Below are 20770 nucleotides of genomic sequence, written 5' to 3'. Positions count from 1 at the left end.
CGGATGCGGGTCGGATTGGAGACCAGGGCGGGGGGATCGCCGGCGCGGCGGCCGCTTTCGATCACTGGAAAGTCCACGCCGCTGGCCTGCCTCACGGCGGAGGCGATTTCGCGCACCGAATAGCCGTGGCCATAGCCGCAGTTGAACACGCCCGAGGGGTGCCCCGCTTCCAGGTGCTGAAGCGACAGGACATGGGCTCCGGCCAGATCGGCGACATGGATGTAATCCCGGATGCAGGTTCCATCCGGAGTGGGGTAGTCCGTGCCGAAGATGTGCAGGGCCTCGCGCCGGCCAAGGGCGGCCTGGGAGGCGACCTTGATCAGATGGGTGGCGTTGGGCGTGCATTGGCCGATGCGTCCGGCCGGATCGGCGCCGGCCACGTTGAAGTAGCGCAGGATGACGTAGGAAAAATCCGGATGGGCGAAGGCCGTGTCCTGGATGACCCATTCGCTCATGAGCTTGGTCCGGCCGTAGGGGTTGATGGGCCTAGTCGGGCTGTCCTCGGTCACGGATTCGGTGTCGGGCATGCCGTAGACAGCGGCCGTGGACGAAAAGATGAAGCGCGGAATGGCGTTGGCGACGGCCAGGCGGATCAGCTCCGTGGTGTTGTTGGTATTGTTTTGGTAGTATTTGAGCGGGTTTTCCACGGATTCGGGAACCACGATGGACCCGGCGAAATGGAGGACGGCGCTGAATTTTTCGTCGCGCATCAGGGCGTCCAGGCGCCCGGTTTCGGCCAGATCGCCGACCACCAGCCGCGCCGGTGGCAGCACGGCCTCGTCCCGGCCCGTGGACAGGTTGTCGTAGACCACGACCTCGTAGCCGGCCTCGCACAGGGCCAGGGTGGTGTGGGAGCCGATATAGCCGGCACCGCCGGTGACCAATACTTTGGACATGATTGTCTCCTGGTTTGGGATTGACTTCGCGGGACCGGACTTTACAGAAAGCCTCCGTCCTTGCAAAGATGCGTTCCGTTGTCCGCGCCGGACCCGCGTTCCACCCACCATATTCCACCACATTCCAAGGAGGTCAGATGACCAGCACCGGTTTTACCCTGCTTTCGTCCGTTTACGTCGAGGAAATTTCATCCCACGCCGACCTGTTCGTGCATGACAAAACCGGAGCGCGCGTTCTGTCCATGCGCAACAGCGACGAAAACAAGGTTTTTGGCGTCACCTTCCGCACCCCGCCCGCGGACTCCACCGGCGTGGCCCATATCCTGGAACATTCGGTCCTGTGCGGATCGCGCAAGTATCCGGTCAAGGAACCGTTCGTGGACCTCTTGAAGGGGTCCCTCCAGACCTTCCTGAACGCCATGACCTATCCGGACAAGACCTGCTATCCGGTGGCCAGCCAGAACACGCGGGATTTTTACAATCTGGTCGATGTGTACCTGGACGCGGTCTTTTTTCCGCGCATCACCCGCGAGATTTTCGAGCAGGAAGGCTGGCACCTGGACCTGGAGAGCGCCGACGCGCCCCTGGCCATCAAGGGCGTGGTCTACAACGAGATGAAGGGCGTCTATTCTTCGCCGGATTCGCAGCTGTCCGAGCTGTCCCAACAGTCCCTGTTTCCGGACATCACCTATGGCCTGGATTCGGGCGGCAGCCCGGAGGTCATTCCCAGCCTGACCCATGAACGCTTCGTGGCCTTTCACCGCGCCTATTATCATCCATCCAACGCCTGGATCTTTTTTTACGGCGACGACGATCCCACTGCCCGGTTGGAGCTGTTGCGTGACTATCTGGACCGTTTCGAGCGCCAGGACGTGGATTCCACCATTGGAGTCCAGCCCCGGTTCACGGCCCCCCGGGAGTTGCGGCGATCCTTCGAGGCCAACGGCGAGGATGGCGAAGCCCTGGGCATGCTGACCATGAACTGGCTGTTTCCGGCCATGGACGAGCCGGAAACCGTGCTCGCCGCCAAGGTTCTGGACTTTTTGCTGACCGGCATGAACGCCTCGCCCCTGCGCAAGGCCCTGATCGAATCCGGTCTGGGCGAGGATCTGACCGGGGGCGGCCTGGAACACGAACTGGCCCAGATGTATTACTCCGTGGGGCTCAAGGGCGTGCGCCCCGAGAATTTCGACGCGGTCCGCGCCCTGATCACCGACACGCTGTCCACCATCGTGGAGCGTGGCTTCGAGGCCGATCTGATCGAGGCCGGAATCAATTCGGCCGAGTTCGACCTGCGCGAAAACAACACCGGCGCCTATCCGCGTGGGCTGATCGTCATGCTGCGGGCCCTGGGCACCTGGCTGTATGATCTCGACCCCCTGGCCATGGTTGCCTTCGAGGCCCCCCTGGCCAGTCTCAAGGCCAGACTGGACGCCGGAGAGCCGGTTTTCGAGGACCTGATCCGTCACCACATCCTGGACAATCCGCACCTGACCACGGTCATTCTCGAACCCAAAGCCGGGCACGCCGCCGAGGTCGAGGCCAGGGAGCGGGAATTGATCCAGAGCCTGCGCGCGGCCCGGTCCGAAGTTTCGGACGAGGAATTGGTCCGGCGCACCACGGCCCTGCGCCAGCTTCAGGAAACGCCGGACTCGGCCGAGGCCCTGGCCACCATTCCTTTTCTGTCCCGCGAGGACATCGAACCCGCCGTGCGCGTCGTGCCGACGGACGAGACCTCCTGGGAGGATTGCGCGGTGCTGCGCCACGACCTGCCGACCAACGACATCTGCTATCTCGATCTGGCCCTGGACCTGAGCCGGGTACCGGACCGGCTCGTGCCGCTGGTGCCTCTTTTTGGCCGGGCCCTGACCGAAATGGGCACGGAGCGCGAGGATTATGTGTCCTTTTCCAAGCGCATCAACAGCAAGACCGGCGGCATTCAGGCCCGCTGCCTGCTGTCCCAGCGGGAAGAGGGGCCACTGCCCGTGGCCCGGCTGGTGGTGCGCGCCAAGGCCGTGGGCGAGCGGGTCGGGGACATGCTCGACATTGTCCGCGATGCCCTTTTGTCCGCGCGTTTCGATGACCGTGAACGTTTCCGGCAGATGGTTCTGGAGGAAAAGGCCGGAATGGAATACGCCCTGGTTCCGTCCGGACACCATTTCGTGGGGTTGCGCCTGCGCTCCCGGTTCAATCTCGTGGACAGCCTGCAAGAACGCATGAACGGTCTGGAGTCGTTGTTTTACGTGCGCGAGCTGGCCCGGCGCGTGGACACTGACTGGCCGGGCGTGCTGGCCGATCTGGAAGCCCTGCGCGCGGCCATTGTCACCCGTCGCGACGTGGTGCTCAACCTGACCATGGACGAGACCGCCCTGGCCGGGCACGAGGCCCGGTTCCGCGAATTTTTGGCCAGTCTCGCCCAGGATGGCCCGGAGGCGTCCGTTTGGGCCGATCCGGCCCGGCCCGAGCGGGAAGGGATCATCATTCCGGCCCAGGTCAATTACGTGGGCAAGGTCTGCGATCTGCACGCCCAGGGCTACGCGTTCCATGGGTCGAGCCTGGTCGCGGCCAAGTATCTGCGCACGACCTGGCTGTGGGAACAGGTCCGGGTCCTGGGCGGGGCCTATGGCGGGTTTTGCAGCCATGGGCGCTTGTCCGGGCTGATGAGTTTCGGCTCCTACCGCGACCCGAACATCGCCTCCACCCTGGATGCCTTCGACGGCTGCGGCGCCTTTTTGGAAACAGTCGCCCTGGACCGGGGCGAGCTTCTCAAGGCCATCATCGGCACGTCCGGCGATCTGGACCCGTATCAGCTGCCCGACGCCAAGGGATTCACCGCCCTTGGCCAGCATCTGGCCGGCGTGACCACGGCCACCAGACAGCGTATTCGCGACGAGGTCCTGGCCACGGACGAGCGTGATTTCCGGGCCTTTGGCGCGGTGTTGCGCGAGGCTGCCTCCTCGGGTCTGGTCGGGGTTCTCGGGGGCGAGGACGCCTTGAATCGGGCCATGGAGCAGGGCGTGTCCCTGGACCGCACGTTCCGGGTGCTGTGAGGCTGGATGGACGGAATTGGGTTAAAAAAGTTTTGATAAAGATATTAAGCCATGGCATGAAAAAATGCATATCCGCCCTAGCCCGAGACTTGGCGAGGGAGAAGGCGGGTCCGAGCCCGTGGAGAGTTGCATGTCCGATCATACCCTGGCCTCCGAATCGTCCGATGAGTTGTTGTTTGCCGACGAGCACGCCGCCCCCTCCCCGGGGGGCGGCGCGCGGTGGAAACTTCTCATCGTCGACGACGAGGAGGAAGTCCACGTCATCACGCGCATGGTCCTGGAAGGGCTGACTTTTTCTGGAAAATCCCTGACCTTTCTGAGCGCGTACTCGGCCGAGGAAAGCCGGGCGCTGCTGCGGGAACACACCGATGTCGCCGTGATCCTGCTCGACGTGGTCATGGAAACCGGTCAGGCCGGACTGGACCTGGTCCATTTCATCCGCGAGGAACTGGGCAACCGCATGGTCCGCGTCATCCTGCGTACCGGCCAGCCGGGGCAGGCCCCGGAACGCGACGTCATCGCCCGGTACGACATCAACGACTACAAGCAGAAGACCGAGCTGACCGCCCAAAAGCTGTTTTCCACGGTGACCACGGCCATCCGCTCCTTCAACGATCTGCAAACCATCGAAAAAAGCCGAAAAGGTCTGGACCTGATCATCGCCTCCACGCGGGGGCTGTTTCAAAACCACAGTCTGCGGCGCTTCTCCGCCGGGGTTCTGGAGCAGTTGGCGTCCTTGCTGCGAATCGACGAGGACAGCCTTTTTCTCCATTCCCCCTCGGGGTTCGCGGCCACGGTCACGGATGGGGATATCGCCATCGTGGCCGGAACGGGCGAATTCGAACACTGCGGCCTCGATGATCCGTGCATGTCCCTGCCGCCGGAAGTGCAGATGCTGTTGGCCAGGGCCGTGCGCCAAAAGGAAAGCCTTTTTTCCAACGAGGCCTTTGTGCAGTATTTCCGGTCCAAGCGCGGTTCCGAAAATCTGCTTTTTTTCCGCCTGGGTCGGGAACTCAATGTTTTTGACGCGAAACTGGTGCAGGTTTTTTGCGCCAACGTGGCCATCGCCTTCGACAACATGCAGCTCAATCAGGAGCTGATCCGCACCCAGAAGGAAATCATCCTCACCTTGGGCGAATGCGTGGAGTCGCGCTCCAAGGAAACGGCCAATCATGTGCGGCGGGTGTCCGAATGTTCGAGTCTGCTGGCCACGCTGCTGGACATGTCGCCCCAGGACGTGGACCTTGTGCGGCTGGCTTCGCCCATGCACGACGTCGGCAAGATCGGCATTCCGGACTCCATCCTGCTCAAGCCCGGCCGACTCACGGACGAGGAATTCGCCATCATGAAGACCCATCCCCGGATCGGGTTTCATATTCTGAAAGGCTCGCGCCGCCCCATCATGCAGGCCGCGGCCGTCATCGCCCACGAGCACCACGAGCGCTGGAACGGGGAAGGCTATCCGCGCGGTCTGGCCGGCGAGGACATCCATCCCTTTGGACGCATCGTCTGCCTGATCGATGTCCTCGATTCGCTCCTATCCCGGCGCGTCTACAAGGAACCCTGGGATCTGCCCCGCGTTTTGGATTTCATCCGGCGGGAGCGGGGCGGCATGTTCGATCCGGACATGGTCGATATCCTGCTCGCCAACATCGACGCGTTTGTCTCCACCCGGGATCGTTTTCCCGATTGAATCCAGGTAGCCCCATGAACTCCGAGTTGAATTGCGACGAACTGTGTTTTGCCGAGGAGGGACCGCCCAGGCCACGGGAGTCCGGTCTTGGCGCCTGGAAGGTCATGATCGTGGACGATGACGATTTCGTGCATCGGGTCACGATCCTGACCCTTGGCGAGTACCGTTTCGAGAACCGGAGGCTGGAGTATCTGCACGCCTATTCGGCGGCCGAGGCCCGGCGCCTTTTGGCGGAAAATCCGGACACGGCGGTCATCATGCTGGACGTGGTCATGGAAACGGAAAACGCCGGCCTTGATTTCGCGCGTCACGTCCGGCGCGAAGCCCGCAATCCCCTGGTCCGGATCATCCTGCGCACCGGCCAGCCGGGTCAGGCCCCGGAACGCACGGTCATCACCGAATACGATATCAACGACTACCGCAACAAGGCCGAGCTGAGCGAACAGCGTCTGGTCACTTCCCTGACCACGGCCCTCCGCTCCTACCGGGATCTGCAGTCCGTGGAGTGGAGCCGGCTTGGACTGCGGAACGTGGTCTGCGCCTTGGCCGATCTTTTTTCCCTGACGGCCATCCCCGGATTTTTGGACATGGCCCTGGAGTCCCTGGCGCGTATCGGACAGTGCCCGTGTCCGAGCGCGGCGGATCATGACCGGGCCGTGGTGGTGTCTGTCCATGAGGGTCGGCATGTCATCCAGACGGCGCGCGGTTTCGAATCATCCCAGGGCCTGAGTCGCGACATGGTCGCCCGCCTGGATGACGCGATCGCGGCCGCCGGGCGCGGACACCGGATCAGGGTCGCGGAGCGGGAGTTTTCAGCCTGTTTCCGCAACGCCCACACTGGCGAGGACTATGTCTTCATGGTCGCTTTTCCCTGCCCCATGGACGACATGACGCGGGATCTGCTCCAGATTCTGGGTGGGAACATTGGTCTGGCCCTGGGCAATCTGTTCTTGAACGAGGAAATCGTGGCCACCCAGCGCGAAGTGGTATTGACGCTTGGCGAAGTGGTTGAGACCAGATCCAAGGAAACGGCCCAGCACGTCAAACGGGTGGCTGAATTTTCCCATGTGCTGGCCATCCGGGCCGGCTTGCCCCAGGATCAGGCCCAACTACTGCGCCTGGCCTCGCCCATGCATGACGTGGGCAAGATCGGCATTCCCGATTCCGTGCTGCTCAAGCCCGGCAAGCTGACCGACGAGGAGTATGCCCTTGTCAAGACGCACACCGTCATCGGGCATTCCATCCTCAAGAATTCCCCGCGACGGATCTTGCGCGCCGCCGCGACCATCGCCCACGAGCATCACGAACGTTGGGACGGTCTGGGGTACCCACGGGGACTGGCTGGCGAGGACATCCATATTTTTGGCCGGGTCACGGCCCTGGCCGATGTTTTCGACGCCCTGTCCAGCGCCAGGGTCTACAAACGGGCCTGGCCCCTGGAGGATATTCTGGACTATTTGCGCGAACACCGGGGCCGGCAGTTCGATCCGGCCCTGGTCGATGTTTTTTTCGAGGGGTTGCCCGAAATCGTGGCCATCCGGGATTCGTATCCCGATTAGACGCCGCACGTCCTGGAGACTGCCATGACCGATTTGGATCAAGATATTGTGTTCGCCGAGGAGGATGCCTGCCCGGAACCATGCCCCCATCGCGAACCCTGGAAGCTTCTCATCGTTGACGACGAAGAGGAGATTCACAGCATCACGCGCATGGTCCTGGAAGGGTTTGAGTTCGAGGGCCGGGGTCTGGAATTCGTGAGCGCCTTTTCGGCCGAGGAGGGGCGACGCGCTTTCCGGACGCACCCGGATATCGCGGTCGTGCTGCTGGACGTGGTCATGGAAACCCCTCTGGCCGGACTGGAATTGGTCCGCTATGTCCGGACCGATCTGGGCAACGCCCTGGTCCGGATCATCCTGCGCACGGGCCAGCCCGGCCAGGCTCCGGAACGTCAGGTCATCACGGACTATGACGTCAACGATTACAAGAGCAAGGCCGAGTTGACCGCCCAGAAGCTGTTCACCGCCGTGACCACGGCCCTGCGCTGCTACCGGGACTTGCGGGCCATCAACCGCAGTCGTCAGGGCCTGGAAGAGATCATCAACGCCTCGGCCACCTTGTTCCAGGCTTCCAGTCTGGAGCCTTTCGCCCGTGGCGTGCTGACTCAGATGACGTCGCTGCTGCGCCTGGAGGACAGCTCCATGTACCTGGAGAATGCCTCCGGCTTTGCCGCCCAGGAGGATCGCGACGATTTCGTCATCGTGGCCGGAACCGGGGATTTCATGGGCCTGGAGGAGAAGCTGGCCAGCCAGGTGCTTTCCGCCCGCGAGCTGGAACTGATCCGGGAAGCGTCCCGGCTTCGGGAGTGCCTGTTCGCCGACAAGTGCTATCTGGGCTGCTTTGGCACGAGCCGGGGCGTGAACAATGTCCTTTTTTTGCGCGTGGCGCGCGACCTGTCCGAATTCGAGCAAGGCCTGTTGCGGATTTTCGCGACCAACGTCGCCGTGGCCTTCGAGAATTTGCAGCTCAATCATGAAATCGCCGAGACGCACCGTGAAGTGATTTTTACTCTGGGCGAGGTTGTCGAGAGCCGGGCCCTGGTGTCCGGCGTGCATGTGCACCGCGTCTCCGAGATGGCCCGGTTGTTGGGCGAAATGGCCGGTCTGGACCCCGAGGAGTGTGAATTGCTGCAACTGGCCCTGCCCATGCACGACGTGGGCAAGGTGGCCATTCCCGACAGGATTTTGCTCAAAAAGGGCCCCTTGGACGAGGTCGAGCAGGCGATCATGCGGGAGCACCCCCGCCTGGGGCATGATATTCTGAGCCAGTCCGATCGTCCCATCATGCGGGCCGCGGCGCGTATCGCCCTGGAACATCAGGAAGCCTGGGACGGCACGGGCTATCCCCAAGGGCTCAAGGGCGAGGATATCCATATTTTCAGCCGCGTCGCCCGGGTCGTCGATGTCCTGGACGCCCTTTTGAGCCAGCGTTCCTACAAGGAGGCCTGGTCCGAGGACGAGGCGCTGGCCTATCTGGCCGCGGAGCGGGGCAAGCTGTTCGATCCCCGGTTGGTGGATTTGTTGCTGGCGCACAGCGGGGAGTTTTTGGCTTTGCGCGCCGGAATTGTCAGTCATACACCGGAGATGGACGCGATTTTCATGGAAAAAAACGCTTGACCCCGGGCTTCGGACCGTCTATCAACCGCCTCTGCCTGGAGGGGTTCCCGAGTGGCCAAAGGGAACAGACTGTAAATCTGTCGTCGAACGACTTCGGAGGTTCGAATCCTCCCCCCTCCACCAGCCGACCACAACCCACCGCAAGGTGGGTTTTTTTGTGCCCGGACGCCAAGGATGTCACCTTTCTGAACAGTGCGGCCAGGGCCATGCACGTTGGTGTCACGCTTGGCTGTTGCCTTGAGGACGTCCATGGATGTAAAACCCGCAAGCGTTCGCGGGAACCCGGGGCCTCGCGGGATGCCTGGCCACGACTGGTCGTGGACCGGCAGGTTCATCCCGGTCCATCATCCGCCCTTTTGGTCGGTTTCCCGCGTATTCCAAGCCGGGTCCTGATTCCATGACATATCTCGTTCATGCCTATATCGCCTTTGTGCTGGCCATTTTTTTGGTGCCTGTCGCCATCCGTCTGGGACGGAGGTGGGGAATCGTGGACAAGCCCGATCCCCGGCGGGTGCACACGGGCCTCGTCCCGCGCACGGGCGGCGTGGCCATCGCCCTGTCCGCCATGGTCGCCCTGGCGTCGGTGTTGGCCGGTTCCCGGGAGCTGCTTGGCTACATGCTGGGGGCGGGCACGCTGCTTGTGTTCGGCGTCTGGGACGACATGCGGAATCTGGGGTATCGGGTCAAGTTCTGCGGGCAGATTCTGGCCATTGTCGTGTTCACGGTCGTGTCCGGCCTGGAGGTGCGCAGCTTTGGCGAGCTTTTCCCCGGCTTTGTCCTGAATTTTGAATGGCTGGCCCTGTTGCCAACCCTGGTCTTCATGTTGGCGACCATCAACATCATCAATTTGAGCGACGGTCTGGACAGTCTGGCCGGCGGCCTGTCCCTGCTTGTCCTGCTGGCCTGCGCCCTGCTCGGTCATGCCCAGGGAGCGGGTCTGCCCGTGGCCCTGGCCCTGGCCGTGTCCGGCGCCCTGATCGGCTTCATGCGTTTCAATGTGCATCCGGCCCAGGTTTTCATGGGGGACGCGGGCAGCCAGTTTCTGGGCTTTTCCATCGCCGCCTGCCTGATCATGGTCACCCAGGGGTACTCCATCTATTCGCCCGTGCTGCCGTTGTTTTTGTTGGGAACGCCCATTCTGGACACGTCCATGGTCATGTACGAGCGCATCAAGGCCGGCGCCAGCCCGTTCCGACCGGACAAAAAGCATCTTCACCACAAGCTGCTGCGGGCCGGTTTGGATCAGGAACAGGCCGTGGCGTCCATCTATGTCCTGCACATGGGCCTCATTCTGACGGGCTGGATGCTGCGCCACGCGGCGGATTATTGTCTGCTGGGCATCTATTCGGCCATCATCGGCAGCCTGTTTCTGATCCGTCGGCTGGCCACGGCCTATCCCCTGGACCGGGCGGCGATCCTCGCGGCCATCGGGAGCGTGGCCCGTTTTGTCTTTGTCTGGAAGGGGCGCAGCCTGGACTTACGCCACTGGCTGTCCTGGTTGTGCTGGAAGAGTTTTTTCATCCTTTTTGCCCTGTATTTCGTGCTGGGCACGGCCACCATGGGCGGGGCCGGGCTGGTGGAGGCGTTGCTGGCCGGAGTCGGACTGGCCGGTCTGGTCATGGTCTGGCGGTTGTGGCCAAAATATTTGGAATTTTTTGTTTATTATGGCCTGTTTGTCATTATTCTGAACGCCGTGGCCCGCGCCGGGTTTGGCCCGCCCACCGCCGATATTCCGGGCCTTGGCGCCGGCATGACGACGCTCTTCCAAATCCTGGCCATCCTGTATTTCGGATGCATGGCCCTGACGCCGGAGCGGACCCCGCTCAACGCCATCGATTACCTGCTCTTGGGGTTGGTCGTGTTGCTACTGGCGGTGCCGGAAGGCGTCACCAGCCTGGCCTTGCTGCGTGACATCGTCATGCGGACCGTTCTGCTTGGGCTGGCGCTGAATCTGATTTTTTCCCGCATTGGCCGCAACCGCGTCTACGTCACCTTTCTTTTCGCCTGTGTTCTTGTTGAATTCGTGGCCTTTTTTTTCGTGAAATTGCCCTGTTGACCCCGGCTCGCCGCGTCACGATGGCCAGACGTCTTCCGGTCCCGGGAGCCGTTCGCCCACTGGTTGCCCGGGGGCTTTCCGACGGCCGGGCACCTTTGGTCTTGAAGGCATGGCCGGCCGCGTTTATGCGTTGTGTATGTGCTCAATACTGGCCGTTTTGCCGGAACATGGAGAAAGAACGATGAAGACATGCTGGATCGGGTCGTGGATCGTGCTGGTGGCCTTGCTCGTGTCGGGGTGTGGGTTGAGTTCCGAGGACCGGCGTGACGGGTTTTATGACAAAGGCGTGGCGGCCCTGGCCGCCGGCAATCTCGACGACGCGCGCCTGGAAGTCCAGAACGCGCTGCGCATCGATCCCAAGTTTGCCAAGGGGTACGTGCTCATGGGGGATATCTTCATGGGCCGCAAGGACTGGCAGCGGGCGTATGGCGGCTACGCCAAGGCCGAGGAGCTGGACCCGAACTTGATTCCGGCCAAGGTCGGGCTGGGCAAAATTTTTTTCCTGGCCGGACAATTGGGAGCGGCCACGGAAAAAGTCGATCAGGTTTTGGCGCTGGACGCGGCCAATTTCGACATGCGTCTGGTGCGGGCCCTGATCCAGGCCCGGGAAGGGGCCACGGATCGGGCCGTTACCGCCCTGGAGACCCTGGGGACGGAACGGCCGGATGTGGCGGACGTGCCCCTGGCCCTGGCCGACATCCGAATCAAGGCCGGCCATCCGGAGGAGGCCGTGGGCGTGCTGGAAAAGAGTCTGGCCCGGGCGCCGGAATCCTTGGTGCTGCATTCCCGGCTGGGGGCATTGTTGGTCGAGCTGCGGCGGCCGGAGCGGGCGGAAGAGCATTTCCGCAAGGTGGCCGAGCTGTCTCCGGACAACAGCGCGGCCCAGCTCATGCTCGTGCGTTTTTATCTGGACACGGCCCAGCCCGCCAAGGCCAAGACAGTGCTGGACGGCCTGATCCTGGCCCATCCCGCCGATGGCCAATACCGGTTGGCCCTGGGCCAGCTGCTGCTGACCGAAAAAGATCCCGACGGCGCCGTCAATGTCCTGCGTCAGGGTATTGCCGCCGCGTCTCCGGCCTATGATCTGCGTCTGGCCCTGGCCGAACTCCTGGTGAGTCGCGGGAATCGGGAGCAGGCCGAGACGGAACTGAACCAAGCCCTGGAGCTGGATCCGGACCACCCCCGGACCGTGGACATCCGTCTGGCGCTGGCCCGTTTGTACATGGGCCAGGGACTTCTGGACCGGGCCGATGAACAGATCGCGGATGCGCTGGACCGGGATCCGCAAAATCCCAGGGCGCTGGCCCTCAGGGGAAAGCGTTTGCTACGCCAGGCCCGCCCCCAGGAGGCCATCGCGGCGTTTCGCCAGGTGCTCAAGCTCGATCCGGACCAGCTCGAAATCGCGCCGCTTTTGGCCAGGGCCCATCTGGCCGCCAGCGAGCCCAAGCTGGCCCGCGATGTTTTGCGCGAGGCCATCAAGTCCCGCCCGGATCATGGTCCGGCCCGCCGCATGCTGGCCGAGCTTCACGTGGTGGACAAGGATTTCGCGGCCGCCATGGCCGAGCTGGAAACCCTGGCCACGGCCCATCCCGAGGACATGGGGATTCGTTTTGCCCAGGCGGGCGTGGCCGTGCGCATGGGTGATTCCGACCGGGCCGAGGCGTTGTTGCTCCAGGCGCGGGAGGCGCACCCGGAACGGCCCGAAGCCCATGTGCGACTGGCCCGGTTCCTGGCCGGCAACGGGCGGCGGACCGAGGCGGCCGTTGCCCTGGATCAGGCCGAAAAGCTCGCGCCGGCCAGTGTCGAGGTGGTGGAGGCGCGGGTTGGCCTGCTGTTGGCGGACAATAGCACCGGCGCCGCCCTGGAGTACTGCGATAGCCTGCTGGCCACCCATCCCTCGGCCCCCTATCTGCATGATCTGAAGGGCCGGGTCCTGTCCGTTTCCGGTGATTCCGCCCTGGCCGAGCAGTCCTTTTCCCGGGCTATCGTGGCTGATCCCAAGTGGTTGCCGCCCTATTATCATATTGGCGAGCTGTATCTGCGACAGGGGCGGACCGAGGCCGGAATCACCAAGTTCGAGGACGCGGTCCGGCAGCGGCCCGTGGCCATCCAGCCCCGTTTTGTCCTGGCGCTGCTCAATCAGATGAACAACAGGCCCGCCCAGGCCAGGGCGCACTACGAAGCCCTGCTGGAGATCGATCCTGAATTCATGCCGGCGCTGAACAATCTCGCCTATTTGTTGGCCGAGCACGCCGCCGGGGCAACCGGGTCCGAGGATTTGGACCGGGCCCTGACCCTGGCGCGCACGGTCGCCGACGAGGGTTCGCCCGAAGGGTTGGATACGTTGGGCTGGGTGTATTTTCGGCGTGGGGACGTGGACGGAGCCGTGACGATCTTTTTGGAGGCCTGGGAGAAGAAGCGCGACGTGCCGGTGGTGGCGTATCATTTGGCCGAGGCGTACGCGGCCCGTGGGGATCTGGAGCAGGCCAGGGGGTGGATTCGCGCCGCCCTGGAGGGCACGGCCGATTTTCCGGAGCGCGACCGGGCCGAGGCGTTGGCGGCGCGGCTGAAGTCGTGATTGTATCGGGGGCGTGGGCCGCGCCGGGGCGCCGGTGATTCCGGAGCCCTGGCGCGCGGCGCGTCTGGAATGTCAGTTGGCCGAGGCGATGTCTTCCAGGGCCGAACTGCAGACCATGTTCCGACCGTTGGTCTTGGCCCGGTACAGGGCCTGATCGGCCTCGTGGATGAGCATTTCGGCCGGAGTCAGGGCGCCGGGCTTGAGGCCGGCGATGCCCAGGGACGCGGTCACCCGGAAGCGTTTGTTCTGGAAACGGAACACTGTCTGGGCGATGATCTTGCGGATGCGTTCGGCCAGGATCCAGGCCTGATCCTCGCGGGTCTGGGGCAGGATGATGATGAATTCCTCGCCGCCGTAACGGGCCGGGAAATCGGATTCGCGCAGGGTCTGTTGCAGGATTCTGCCAACCTCGCGCAGTACCATGTCGCCGGCCAGATGGCCGTAGGTGTCGTTGACGGACTTGAAAAAATCCAGGTCCAGCATGAGCAGGCTCAGCTCCTGATGGTGCCGCTGGTGGCGCTTCATTTCTTCGCGCAGGCGTGAGTCAAAGTATTGACGATTAGAGATCCGCGTCAGTCCGTCGTGATCGGCCTTGGTCTTGAGCTTGCTGTATTCCAAGCCGTTGTGGATGGCCAAGGACAGATGATTGGCGGCCGCGTGCAGGGTTTGAAGCCGGTCCTGCCCGAGGCTTTGGGCTTCCTTGGAACAGATGAGCAGCATGCCAAACGGGAGGCCGTCGTGCACGAGGGGCTGGGTGATGATCTGGGCCAGTTCCGGAGTGACTTGGTCCGGCGTGTTCTCCAGGAAGGAAACCTGGTAGCCCTGCACCTCGGCGCCGCTGAAACGCTTGGCCCCGCTCAAGAGGTGGTTGATCCACAGCTCCTGGAGGTCCTTGGGCAGATTCGAGGGCAGGAAAAGTTCCGCGTGGAGCTGGTCCGCGTCCTGATTCCAGCAAATCCCGAACAGGCTGGTGACATCCAGGAGCAGGTTCAGGTCCTTGGCGCAGGTCGACAGGATGGCCTTGGGGTCGAGGGAGTGGCTGGCCGTGGTCAGGAGCTGGTTCAAAAACGTCAATTGCTCGTTTTTGCGCGCCAGGAGTTCCCGTTCCAGGCTGATTTCCTTGGCCATCATATAGATGTCGTGATAGAGGGCGGTGACTTCTGCCGCCTGCTCCAGAACATGGGTAATTTTTTCCGTGTCCACGGGACAGGTCAGCACCGTCAGGAAATGGCCTCGGGCCAGGTGGTCCAGGGCGTTCGGACCGGGCTGGTCGATGACCAGGACGAATTGCCAGGATTGGGGCCCGCCCAGGCGCTCCCGTTCCGTGACAGCCAGGCTTTCCCATGTCGAAAGAGTAACAAAGACAAGCCCTTGTATCTTTTTCGAAGCGTCGGTATCAAAAATGTCCAATGCCGCTCCCAGAGGCCTGTTGCGCAGGTGGCAACCCTGGGGAAGGTGGGCTTCGATCTGGCCGGCAATTTGTCGGGGCAGGTCCAGTCCAAGGCAGGTGGCGTGATATGAATGCATGCTGATTCCTCCGGGAACGCTGGAAAAATGACGTCCTGATCCGGCTGAAGCAAGGCTGATGCCATTGTGATAGTTCTCGTCGCCGGGTCTGGCCGCGTTTCGGAGCCCAGGCCGCCCGGATCAATGACGCCGCGAGGCGTGGATATTGCTTGTGGAGTGACATGACAGCAGCGCGGAGCGGGCGGATCTGGGGCAGTTTGGACCCGTTTTTCGAGGCCGGACCAATTATCGGGCGCCGGGTGGCCAACGCCGGTTTTCTGGAGGCCTTGCTGGCGGCGGATCCCTTTGATGCCTATCATTTTTTTCTTCTGGACACGGGCGCCGGGAACGCTCTTTTGGACCGGATTCGCGCCCTGTGCCCGGCCATCCTGCCCAAGGTCCGTGTCCTGCCCAGGGTCGCGCTGCCCATGGCCCTGGCCGAAACCGACTACCATTGTTTTCATCTCTCGGACTGCCTGACTTCCTCGGGCTGGCTGGCGGCGCTGCGCAACCGCGTGGCTCGGTCCGTTTTTCCCATTACCGGGGTGACCCATTCCCTGTCCTACGCCCGATACGGTTCGGCCTTTGCCCAGCATGTCTGGCCCGGCGCCACCCGGCGGGACTGCATCGTGGCCACGTCCAGGGCAGGGGAAGCGGTGGTGCGGGCGGAATTGGAATATCTGCGCGCCTGGTCGCCTTCGGCCCGTCTGCCCTCGGTGGCCCGGGTTCCCCTGGGCGTGCGCTGCCGGGATTACGAGTCCGTGCCGCCGTGTCCGGACCTGCCGCCAGCGGCCACGGTTTTTTTGGTTTTGGGGCGGATCAGCCCCTATTCCAAGATGGATCTGGTGCCGTTGCTGCGCGCTTTTCAGCGTCTGGCCGGATCGGGCGTGGATTTGTCCACGGCCTGTCTGGTCTTGGCGGGCGGCAGCAATGAAAGCCAGGGGCTGCCCGGCACCCTGACCAATCTGGCGGGCAATATCGGGCTGCGTCTCGTGGTCGTGACCGAGCCGGACGAGGCCGCCAAGCGCGCCCTGTTATGTCGGGCCGACGTGGTCTTGTCCCTGGCCGACAATCCCCAGGAAACCTTCGGGTTGACCCTGCTCGAAGCCCAGGCCTCGGGAACCCCGGTCATCGCCTCGGATTATGACGGGTACCGGGATCTGGTCCTCGACGGCCAGACCGGTTTTCTGGTCCCCACCGTGGACAGTGGCGCCGATCCGTTGATCCCGCTCATGGCGCCGTTGTTGTATGACACTACCTATCATCTCTGGTTGGCCCAGGACGTGGCCGTGGACGTGGCCGCCTTGTCCCGGCGGATCGCGGACCTGCTCGATCCCGGAATGCGGACACGGATGGGCCGCGCCGCCCGCGAGTGGGCGCGACATTTCGACTGGTCCGAGATCATTGGGCGTTACGTGGCGCTGTGGGCGGAGTCGTGGGCGCATGACGTGCCCGCCGGGCAGGACTGGCGGCACCCCCTGGCCCTGGATCATGCCCGTCTTTTTGCCGGGCATGCCTCGGCCCGCCTTGGTGCCGGAGATGGGTTGCGAACGACGCCCCTGGGCTGGGCCGTGTTGCGTGGTCGGGATTATCCCGTGCTCCATGCCGGTCTGGGGGATCGGATCGACATGGAGTTGATGCGGGCCATTCTGGTTTGGGCGCGCCGGGGCATCGCCTGGGACTCGCTTTTGGACCGGGCTGGGACCGCGGGCCGGGAACGGGCTCGGGCCACGGCCATGTGGATGCTCAAGGGCGACATGCTGGAGCGGATGCCGGCCGGGGATGCTGCCGACCGGAGTCAAGAGCTGTCGGACTAGCCGTCCAGAGCCGCGTCGATGGCGGCGCGCAGTTCCTGGATGGCGACGGGTTTGGCCACGTAGCCGTTCATGCCGGCGGCCAGGAGTTTTTCCCGGTCCCCGGCCATGGCGTAGGCGGTCAGGGCAATGATGGGGATGTTCGCCTTTGCCGCGCCGGCCTCTCCCTGGCGGATACGGGTCATGGCTTCCATGCCATCCATGACCGGCATTTGGATGTCCATGAGGACAGCGTCGAAGTCTTCCCGCTTCAGGATTTGGAGCACTTCACGACCGTCTCGGGCCGTGCTCACGACGTAGCCATTCTTTTCCAATAGCTGTTTGCCGACCATGAGGCTCATGTCGTCGTCCTCGGCCAGGAGGAGGCGCGAGGGGTGGTGTCCGGCTTCGTGGCCGGCCTGTTCGGAGTGCCCGGTCGCGTCGTTGCCATGTCGGCCGAGGGTGACGCAGAAGGAAAAGGTCGTGCCCACGTCGGACTCGCTTTCAACCGTGATCGAGCCGTCCATGAATTCGATCAGGCGCTTGCAGATGGACAGGCCCAGGCCGGCGCCCTGGTGGGATCGGGCGTAGCCCTGATCGACCTGGCTGAAGGGCTGGAACAGACGGCCCAGGTTGTCGTCGGAAATGCCACAGCCGGTGTCCGTGATCGAGAAGAAGATCCGGATCTGATCCTCCCGGCGGGGCTGGAGTGGATGGACCTCGAGGTCGACGCTGCCCTCGGTCGTGAATTTCAGGGCGTTGCCAATGAGATTGATCAGAATTTGTTGCAGCCGGACCGAATCACCGCGCGCTTCGCGGGGAACGGCCGGATCAATGTGGCATTGCAGCCGCACCCCGGACTGCATGGCCACGGGGCGGAGCATTTCCACGGACTGGCGCACGGATTCCCACAGGGCAAAGGGCTCGGCCATGATTTTCATTTTTCCGGCCTCGATGCGCGAGATGTCCAGGATGTCCGAGAGAAGTCGGTTCAGTCGCTTGGTCGCCTGAAAGGCCAGCATGGAGTATTCGGCCTGTTCTTCGTTTTGATCGGTTGTTTCCAGAAGTTGGAGCATGCCCATGATGCCGTTCAGGGGCGTGCGGATTTCATGGCTCATGTTGGCCAGAAATTCCGACTTGGCCCGCGAGGCTTCCTCGGCCAGCAGCGTGGCCTGACGCAGCATGGCCTCGGTCTGCTGACGTTCCCGGCCCAGACGGTCCAGGGCGGCGGCGACCATTTCCAGTTCGCCGCCGTGATGGTCCAGACCCGTTGGCCGTGAGAAATCCCCGGCGCTGAAGCGTTCGGCCGTGCGCACCAGTTTCATGATTTTCGGCCGGATCAGGCTTTGGGCGGTGACCCAGGCCAGACCCATGGCCATGGCGCCGGCCATCAGTGTCAGCAGGCCTCCCCGGATGGTGATGGAGCGCGTGCCGGCGGTGATCGTCGCTTCGGGAATGGCGACAAAGAAGGTCATGTAGGGCTCGCTGTCCCGGTTCAGTCGCAGTTTGCTGAACGCGGTCAGGCGGAGCACGCCGTCGGAGCCCCGCCCCACGAAAATACCCTGGTCGGAGGGGTCGTTGCGGGCCGCGTCCCATACTTCCTGGCTGATGGGCTTGCCCATGTTCTCGATGTCCGTGGATGTGCGGAACAACCGGCGTCCCTGGTAATCGGCGATACCCAGGAACGAGCCGTCGGGAAGGCGTTCCGAGACAAAGAATTCGCCCAGTCGTTCCAGTTCGAGGGCGACCATGACCATGCCGAGAATGGTGCCGTCGCGATCCAGAACCGGATAGGCCAGGGGAAAGGACGGGACACCCGTGGTTCGGCTGACGATGAATTCTCCGGGAACGAACCGTTTGGTCCGCGCCGCGTCCTTGAAATGCTTGCGGTCCGCGAGGGTGACGGCTTGGTGCGGCACGGCGGCCGCGACGACCAGACCAGCGGGGTCGGTGACCAGGATATTGGTGTAGATCGGATTGGTTTTCAAGATTTGGTGGAACAATTCCGAGCAGGCCTCGCGGTTCAGGGCGCGGACCTCGGGCAGAATGGACAGGGTGAAGAGCATTTGTCTGGTCGCGGTGATGGTCCGGTCCTGGATGGCCGCGATGTTTTCGGCCAGGCGCGTGGCCTCGTTTTGGGCCTGGGCCCGGGCCACGTCACGGGCGGACAGCCCATCCAGATAAATAACGCCAAGGGCGGGCAGGACACAGACCGCGGCCAGCAGATAAAGCATGGCCTGCAGGGAAAGGGCGCGAAACATCATGCCTCCGATACCATGCGCGCGAGGATAAAATTCGGGTGGAAAACAGCGCCGGCCCAGGACGCGGCGGGCATGAACCGCCCGCCGCGCCGGGCGTTTCCGGAGCGGCATCGGGACATCACTGGTCCGGAATGTGGTGGGGGCGTGGCCATGATCTCGTCCATACGGGTTCCCGGAGCGTCAGCGCAAGCCCTTGCTTTAGGCTATTGGCTCGGGTGGCGCCTCGGGCGGGGTCAGGATCAGGGGCTCGACATCGGCGAAATCACAGGGCGCGGTGAACTGCATCCAATTGCCGGCGTGGGGATGGAACAGCCCAATCTGGCTGGCGTGCAGGCACAGTCGTGTTGTGGGCACGTCGCTTTGGTCGCCGCCGTAAAGGTTGTCCCCCAGAATGGGATGCCCCAGACTGGCCAGGTGGACCCGGAGCTGATGGGAACGCCCGGTGCGCGGCAACAGGCGGACCAGGGTCGAGGCGTCGAGGCGTTTGAGAACCTGGAATTCGGTCCGGGCCGGTTTGCCGGTCTGGTGGCAGACCATTTGCCGGGGGCGGTTGGGCCAGTCGCAGATCAGGGGCAGGTCGATCAGGCCCGAGTCCCGGGACATGACGCCTTCGACCAGGGCCACATAGACCTTGCGCGTCAGGCGTTCCTGGAACTGCCGGCGCAGGGCGGCTTCGGCCTTGCGGCGCGTGGCCATGACCAAGATTCCGGAGGTGCCCAGATCTAGGCGATGCACGGCCTGGGCCAGGGGATGGCCGGCGCGGACCCTGGTCAAGACGGAGTCGAGCAATTCCGGCCCCCGGCCGGGCACGGACAGAAGACCGCCGGGCTTGTTGACCACGACCATGTCGCGGTCCTCGTGGATGACGCACAGCCAGGGCGTGGTCGGGGGCGCGTAGGGTGGGGTGGACAAAACCATGGCGCCCTAGCCCCGTGGTCCTGGCGTCGGTTCATGGACGCCGAATTGATCGAGCTGCCAGCCGACATCCTTGCCGATCATCCAGTGCTTGCGCGCCGTCAGCCACCACGCGCCTTTCCATTTCCAGCCCGGAATGGACATGACGTAGCGCGCCTGCCGCTTGAGGGACACGACGATCAGGTCGCGGGTGTCCTCGGTCCGATTCTGGGGGACAAGGCCGGTGCGCCGTTCCAGGGTCTGTCTGCCCTGATGGTGGCGCGCGGCGAGTTGGTCCAGATCCAGACCCGGAAAGGCCTGGATGAAGGCTCCCGGAGCCGCTGGCAGGCTGTGCGCGTCCGGGGCGTTGGTCGTGGTCACGCCGGTTTTGTCGTCATAGATGGTGACCAGTTCCTCGAAGTGCTTGCCCAGACCGAAATAGAGAACCAGGTAGGTCGCCTCGTCCTGGTTTTTCCAGGTTTGGCAGAACAGGGGCTGATCGTCGGCCAGGGCGAGGTGGAAGTCGAACATGGCGTCTTCGTGGTAGGCGTGACGCGTGGTCCAGTCCCCGACCTCGCGCAGGCAGGCGCGCAGCTCGGGGATGGCCGGAACATGGACGCGGGGCCGGAGTCTGTCCTCGGGATCGGCCAGGACGGCCAGGGTGGTCTGCATGATTTTGGTGGACAGAAACCACAGGCCCAGCAGCGCGGCCGGGATCAGGAGGGAAAGGATGGCCATGAAATCTCCAGGGCGGATACCGCCGGTTGCCGGGTTAGCCGCTCAGGGCGTCCAGTTCGGATTCGACCAGGGGCAGGATGCCGTCGACAATGCGGTCCACGCCGCGCGCGTTGGGGTGCAGGCCATCGTCCA

Annotated in this window: 13 protein-coding genes and 1 tRNA gene; 8 read left to right on the top strand and 6 right to left on the bottom strand. The window is 63.5% G+C overall.

Annotation, left to right across the window (positions count from 1 at the left end):
• The coding region (galE, locus tag EOL86_04645) for a UDP-glucose 4-epimerase GalE (GenBank protein ID NCD24869.1) at positions 1 to 896 on the bottom strand (896 nt) is incomplete at its 3' end.
• Between the two features lie 137 nt (positions 897 to 1033).
• Here galE and EOL86_04640 point away from each other — a divergent pair.
• The 7 genes from EOL86_04640 to EOL86_04610 all read left to right on the top strand — a co-directional run bounded on the left by EOL86_04640 (position 1034) and on the right by EOL86_04610 (position 13446).
• The gene (locus EOL86_04640; protein NCD24868.1) at positions 1034 to 3946 is read left to right on the top strand and encodes a peptidase M16; all 2913 of its coding nucleotides are present in this window, start codon (positions 1034 to 1036) and stop codon (positions 3944 to 3946) included.
• A gap of 130 nt (positions 3947 to 4076) precedes the next feature.
• Positions 4077 to 5639: a DUF3369 domain-containing protein gene (locus tag EOL86_04635; GenBank protein ID NCD24867.1), complete on the top strand. Its 1563-nt coding sequence runs from the start codon at positions 4077 to 4079 to the stop codon at positions 5637 to 5639.
• A 14-nt stretch (positions 5640 to 5653) separates the two neighbouring features.
• Positions 5654 to 7198, top strand: coding sequence for a DUF3369 domain-containing protein (locus EOL86_04630; GenBank protein NCD24866.1), 1545 nt, complete (start codon positions 5654 to 5656; stop codon positions 7196 to 7198).
• Between the two features lie 24 nt (positions 7199 to 7222).
• A complete protein-coding gene (locus EOL86_04625) occupies positions 7223 to 8812 on the top strand; it encodes a response regulator (protein NCD24865.1) in 1590 nt (529 codons plus the stop codon).
• Between the two features lie 37 nt (positions 8813 to 8849).
• Positions 8850 to 8935: transfer RNA gene (locus tag EOL86_04620), tRNA-Tyr, on the top strand.
• 274 nt (positions 8936 to 9209) lie between these two features.
• Positions 9210 to 10868 carry a hypothetical protein gene (locus EOL86_04615; GenBank protein NCD24864.1) on the top strand — a complete coding sequence of 553 codons (1659 nt, stop codon included), beginning with the start codon at positions 9210 to 9212 and terminating at the stop codon, positions 10866 to 10868.
• 109 nt (positions 10869 to 10977) lie between these two features.
• Entirely contained in the window at positions 10978 to 13446 is a 2469-nt protein-coding gene (locus EOL86_04610) for a tetratricopeptide repeat protein (protein ID NCD24863.1), read from the top strand.
• A gap of 72 nt (positions 13447 to 13518) precedes the next feature.
• Here EOL86_04610 and EOL86_04605 read toward each other — a convergent pair whose 3' ends face one another.
• Positions 13519 to 14973 carry a GGDEF domain-containing protein gene (locus EOL86_04605; GenBank protein NCD24862.1) on the bottom strand — a complete coding sequence of 485 codons (1455 nt, stop codon included), beginning with the start codon at positions 14971 to 14973 and terminating at the stop codon, positions 13519 to 13521.
• A 161-nt stretch (positions 14974 to 15134) separates the two neighbouring features.
• On the opposite strand from EOL86_04605, the gene EOL86_04600 reads away from it, so the two are divergent.
• Positions 15135 to 16769: a glycosyltransferase gene (locus tag EOL86_04600; protein ID NCD24861.1), complete on the top strand. Its 1635-nt coding sequence runs from the start codon at positions 15135 to 15137 to the stop codon at positions 16767 to 16769.
• Here the strand turns inward: EOL86_04600 and EOL86_04595 are convergent.
• From EOL86_04595 to EOL86_04580, 4 genes are all read right to left on the bottom strand, one after another.
• A complete protein-coding gene (locus EOL86_04595) occupies positions 16766 to 19117 on the bottom strand; it encodes a response regulator (GenBank protein ID NCD24860.1) in 2352 nt (783 codons plus the stop codon). The genes EOL86_04600 and EOL86_04595 overlap by 4 nt on opposite strands.
• A gap of 87 nt (positions 19118 to 19204) precedes the next feature.
• Positions 19205 to 19924: an RluA family pseudouridine synthase gene (locus EOL86_04590; protein ID NCD24859.1), complete on the bottom strand. Its 720-nt coding sequence runs from the start codon at positions 19922 to 19924 to the stop codon at positions 19205 to 19207.
• A gap of 6 nt (positions 19925 to 19930) precedes the next feature.
• Positions 19931 to 20638: a hypothetical protein gene (locus EOL86_04585; protein ID NCD24858.1), complete on the bottom strand. Its 708-nt coding sequence runs from the start codon at positions 20636 to 20638 to the stop codon at positions 19931 to 19933.
• A gap of 34 nt (positions 20639 to 20672) precedes the next feature.
• Positions 20673 to 20770, bottom strand: a 98-nt coding sequence (locus tag EOL86_04580) for an arylesterase (protein ID NCD24857.1), incomplete at its 5' end; no start/stop codon positions are given.

This window comes from Deltaproteobacteria bacterium (assembly GCA_009930495.1).
GTDB lineage: Bacteria > Desulfobacterota > Desulfovibrionia > Desulfovibrionales > Desulfomicrobiaceae > Desulfomicrobium.
The sequence above is the reverse complement of the archived record's forward strand: the minus strand, read 5'-3'. Positions and strand labels throughout refer to the sequence as shown.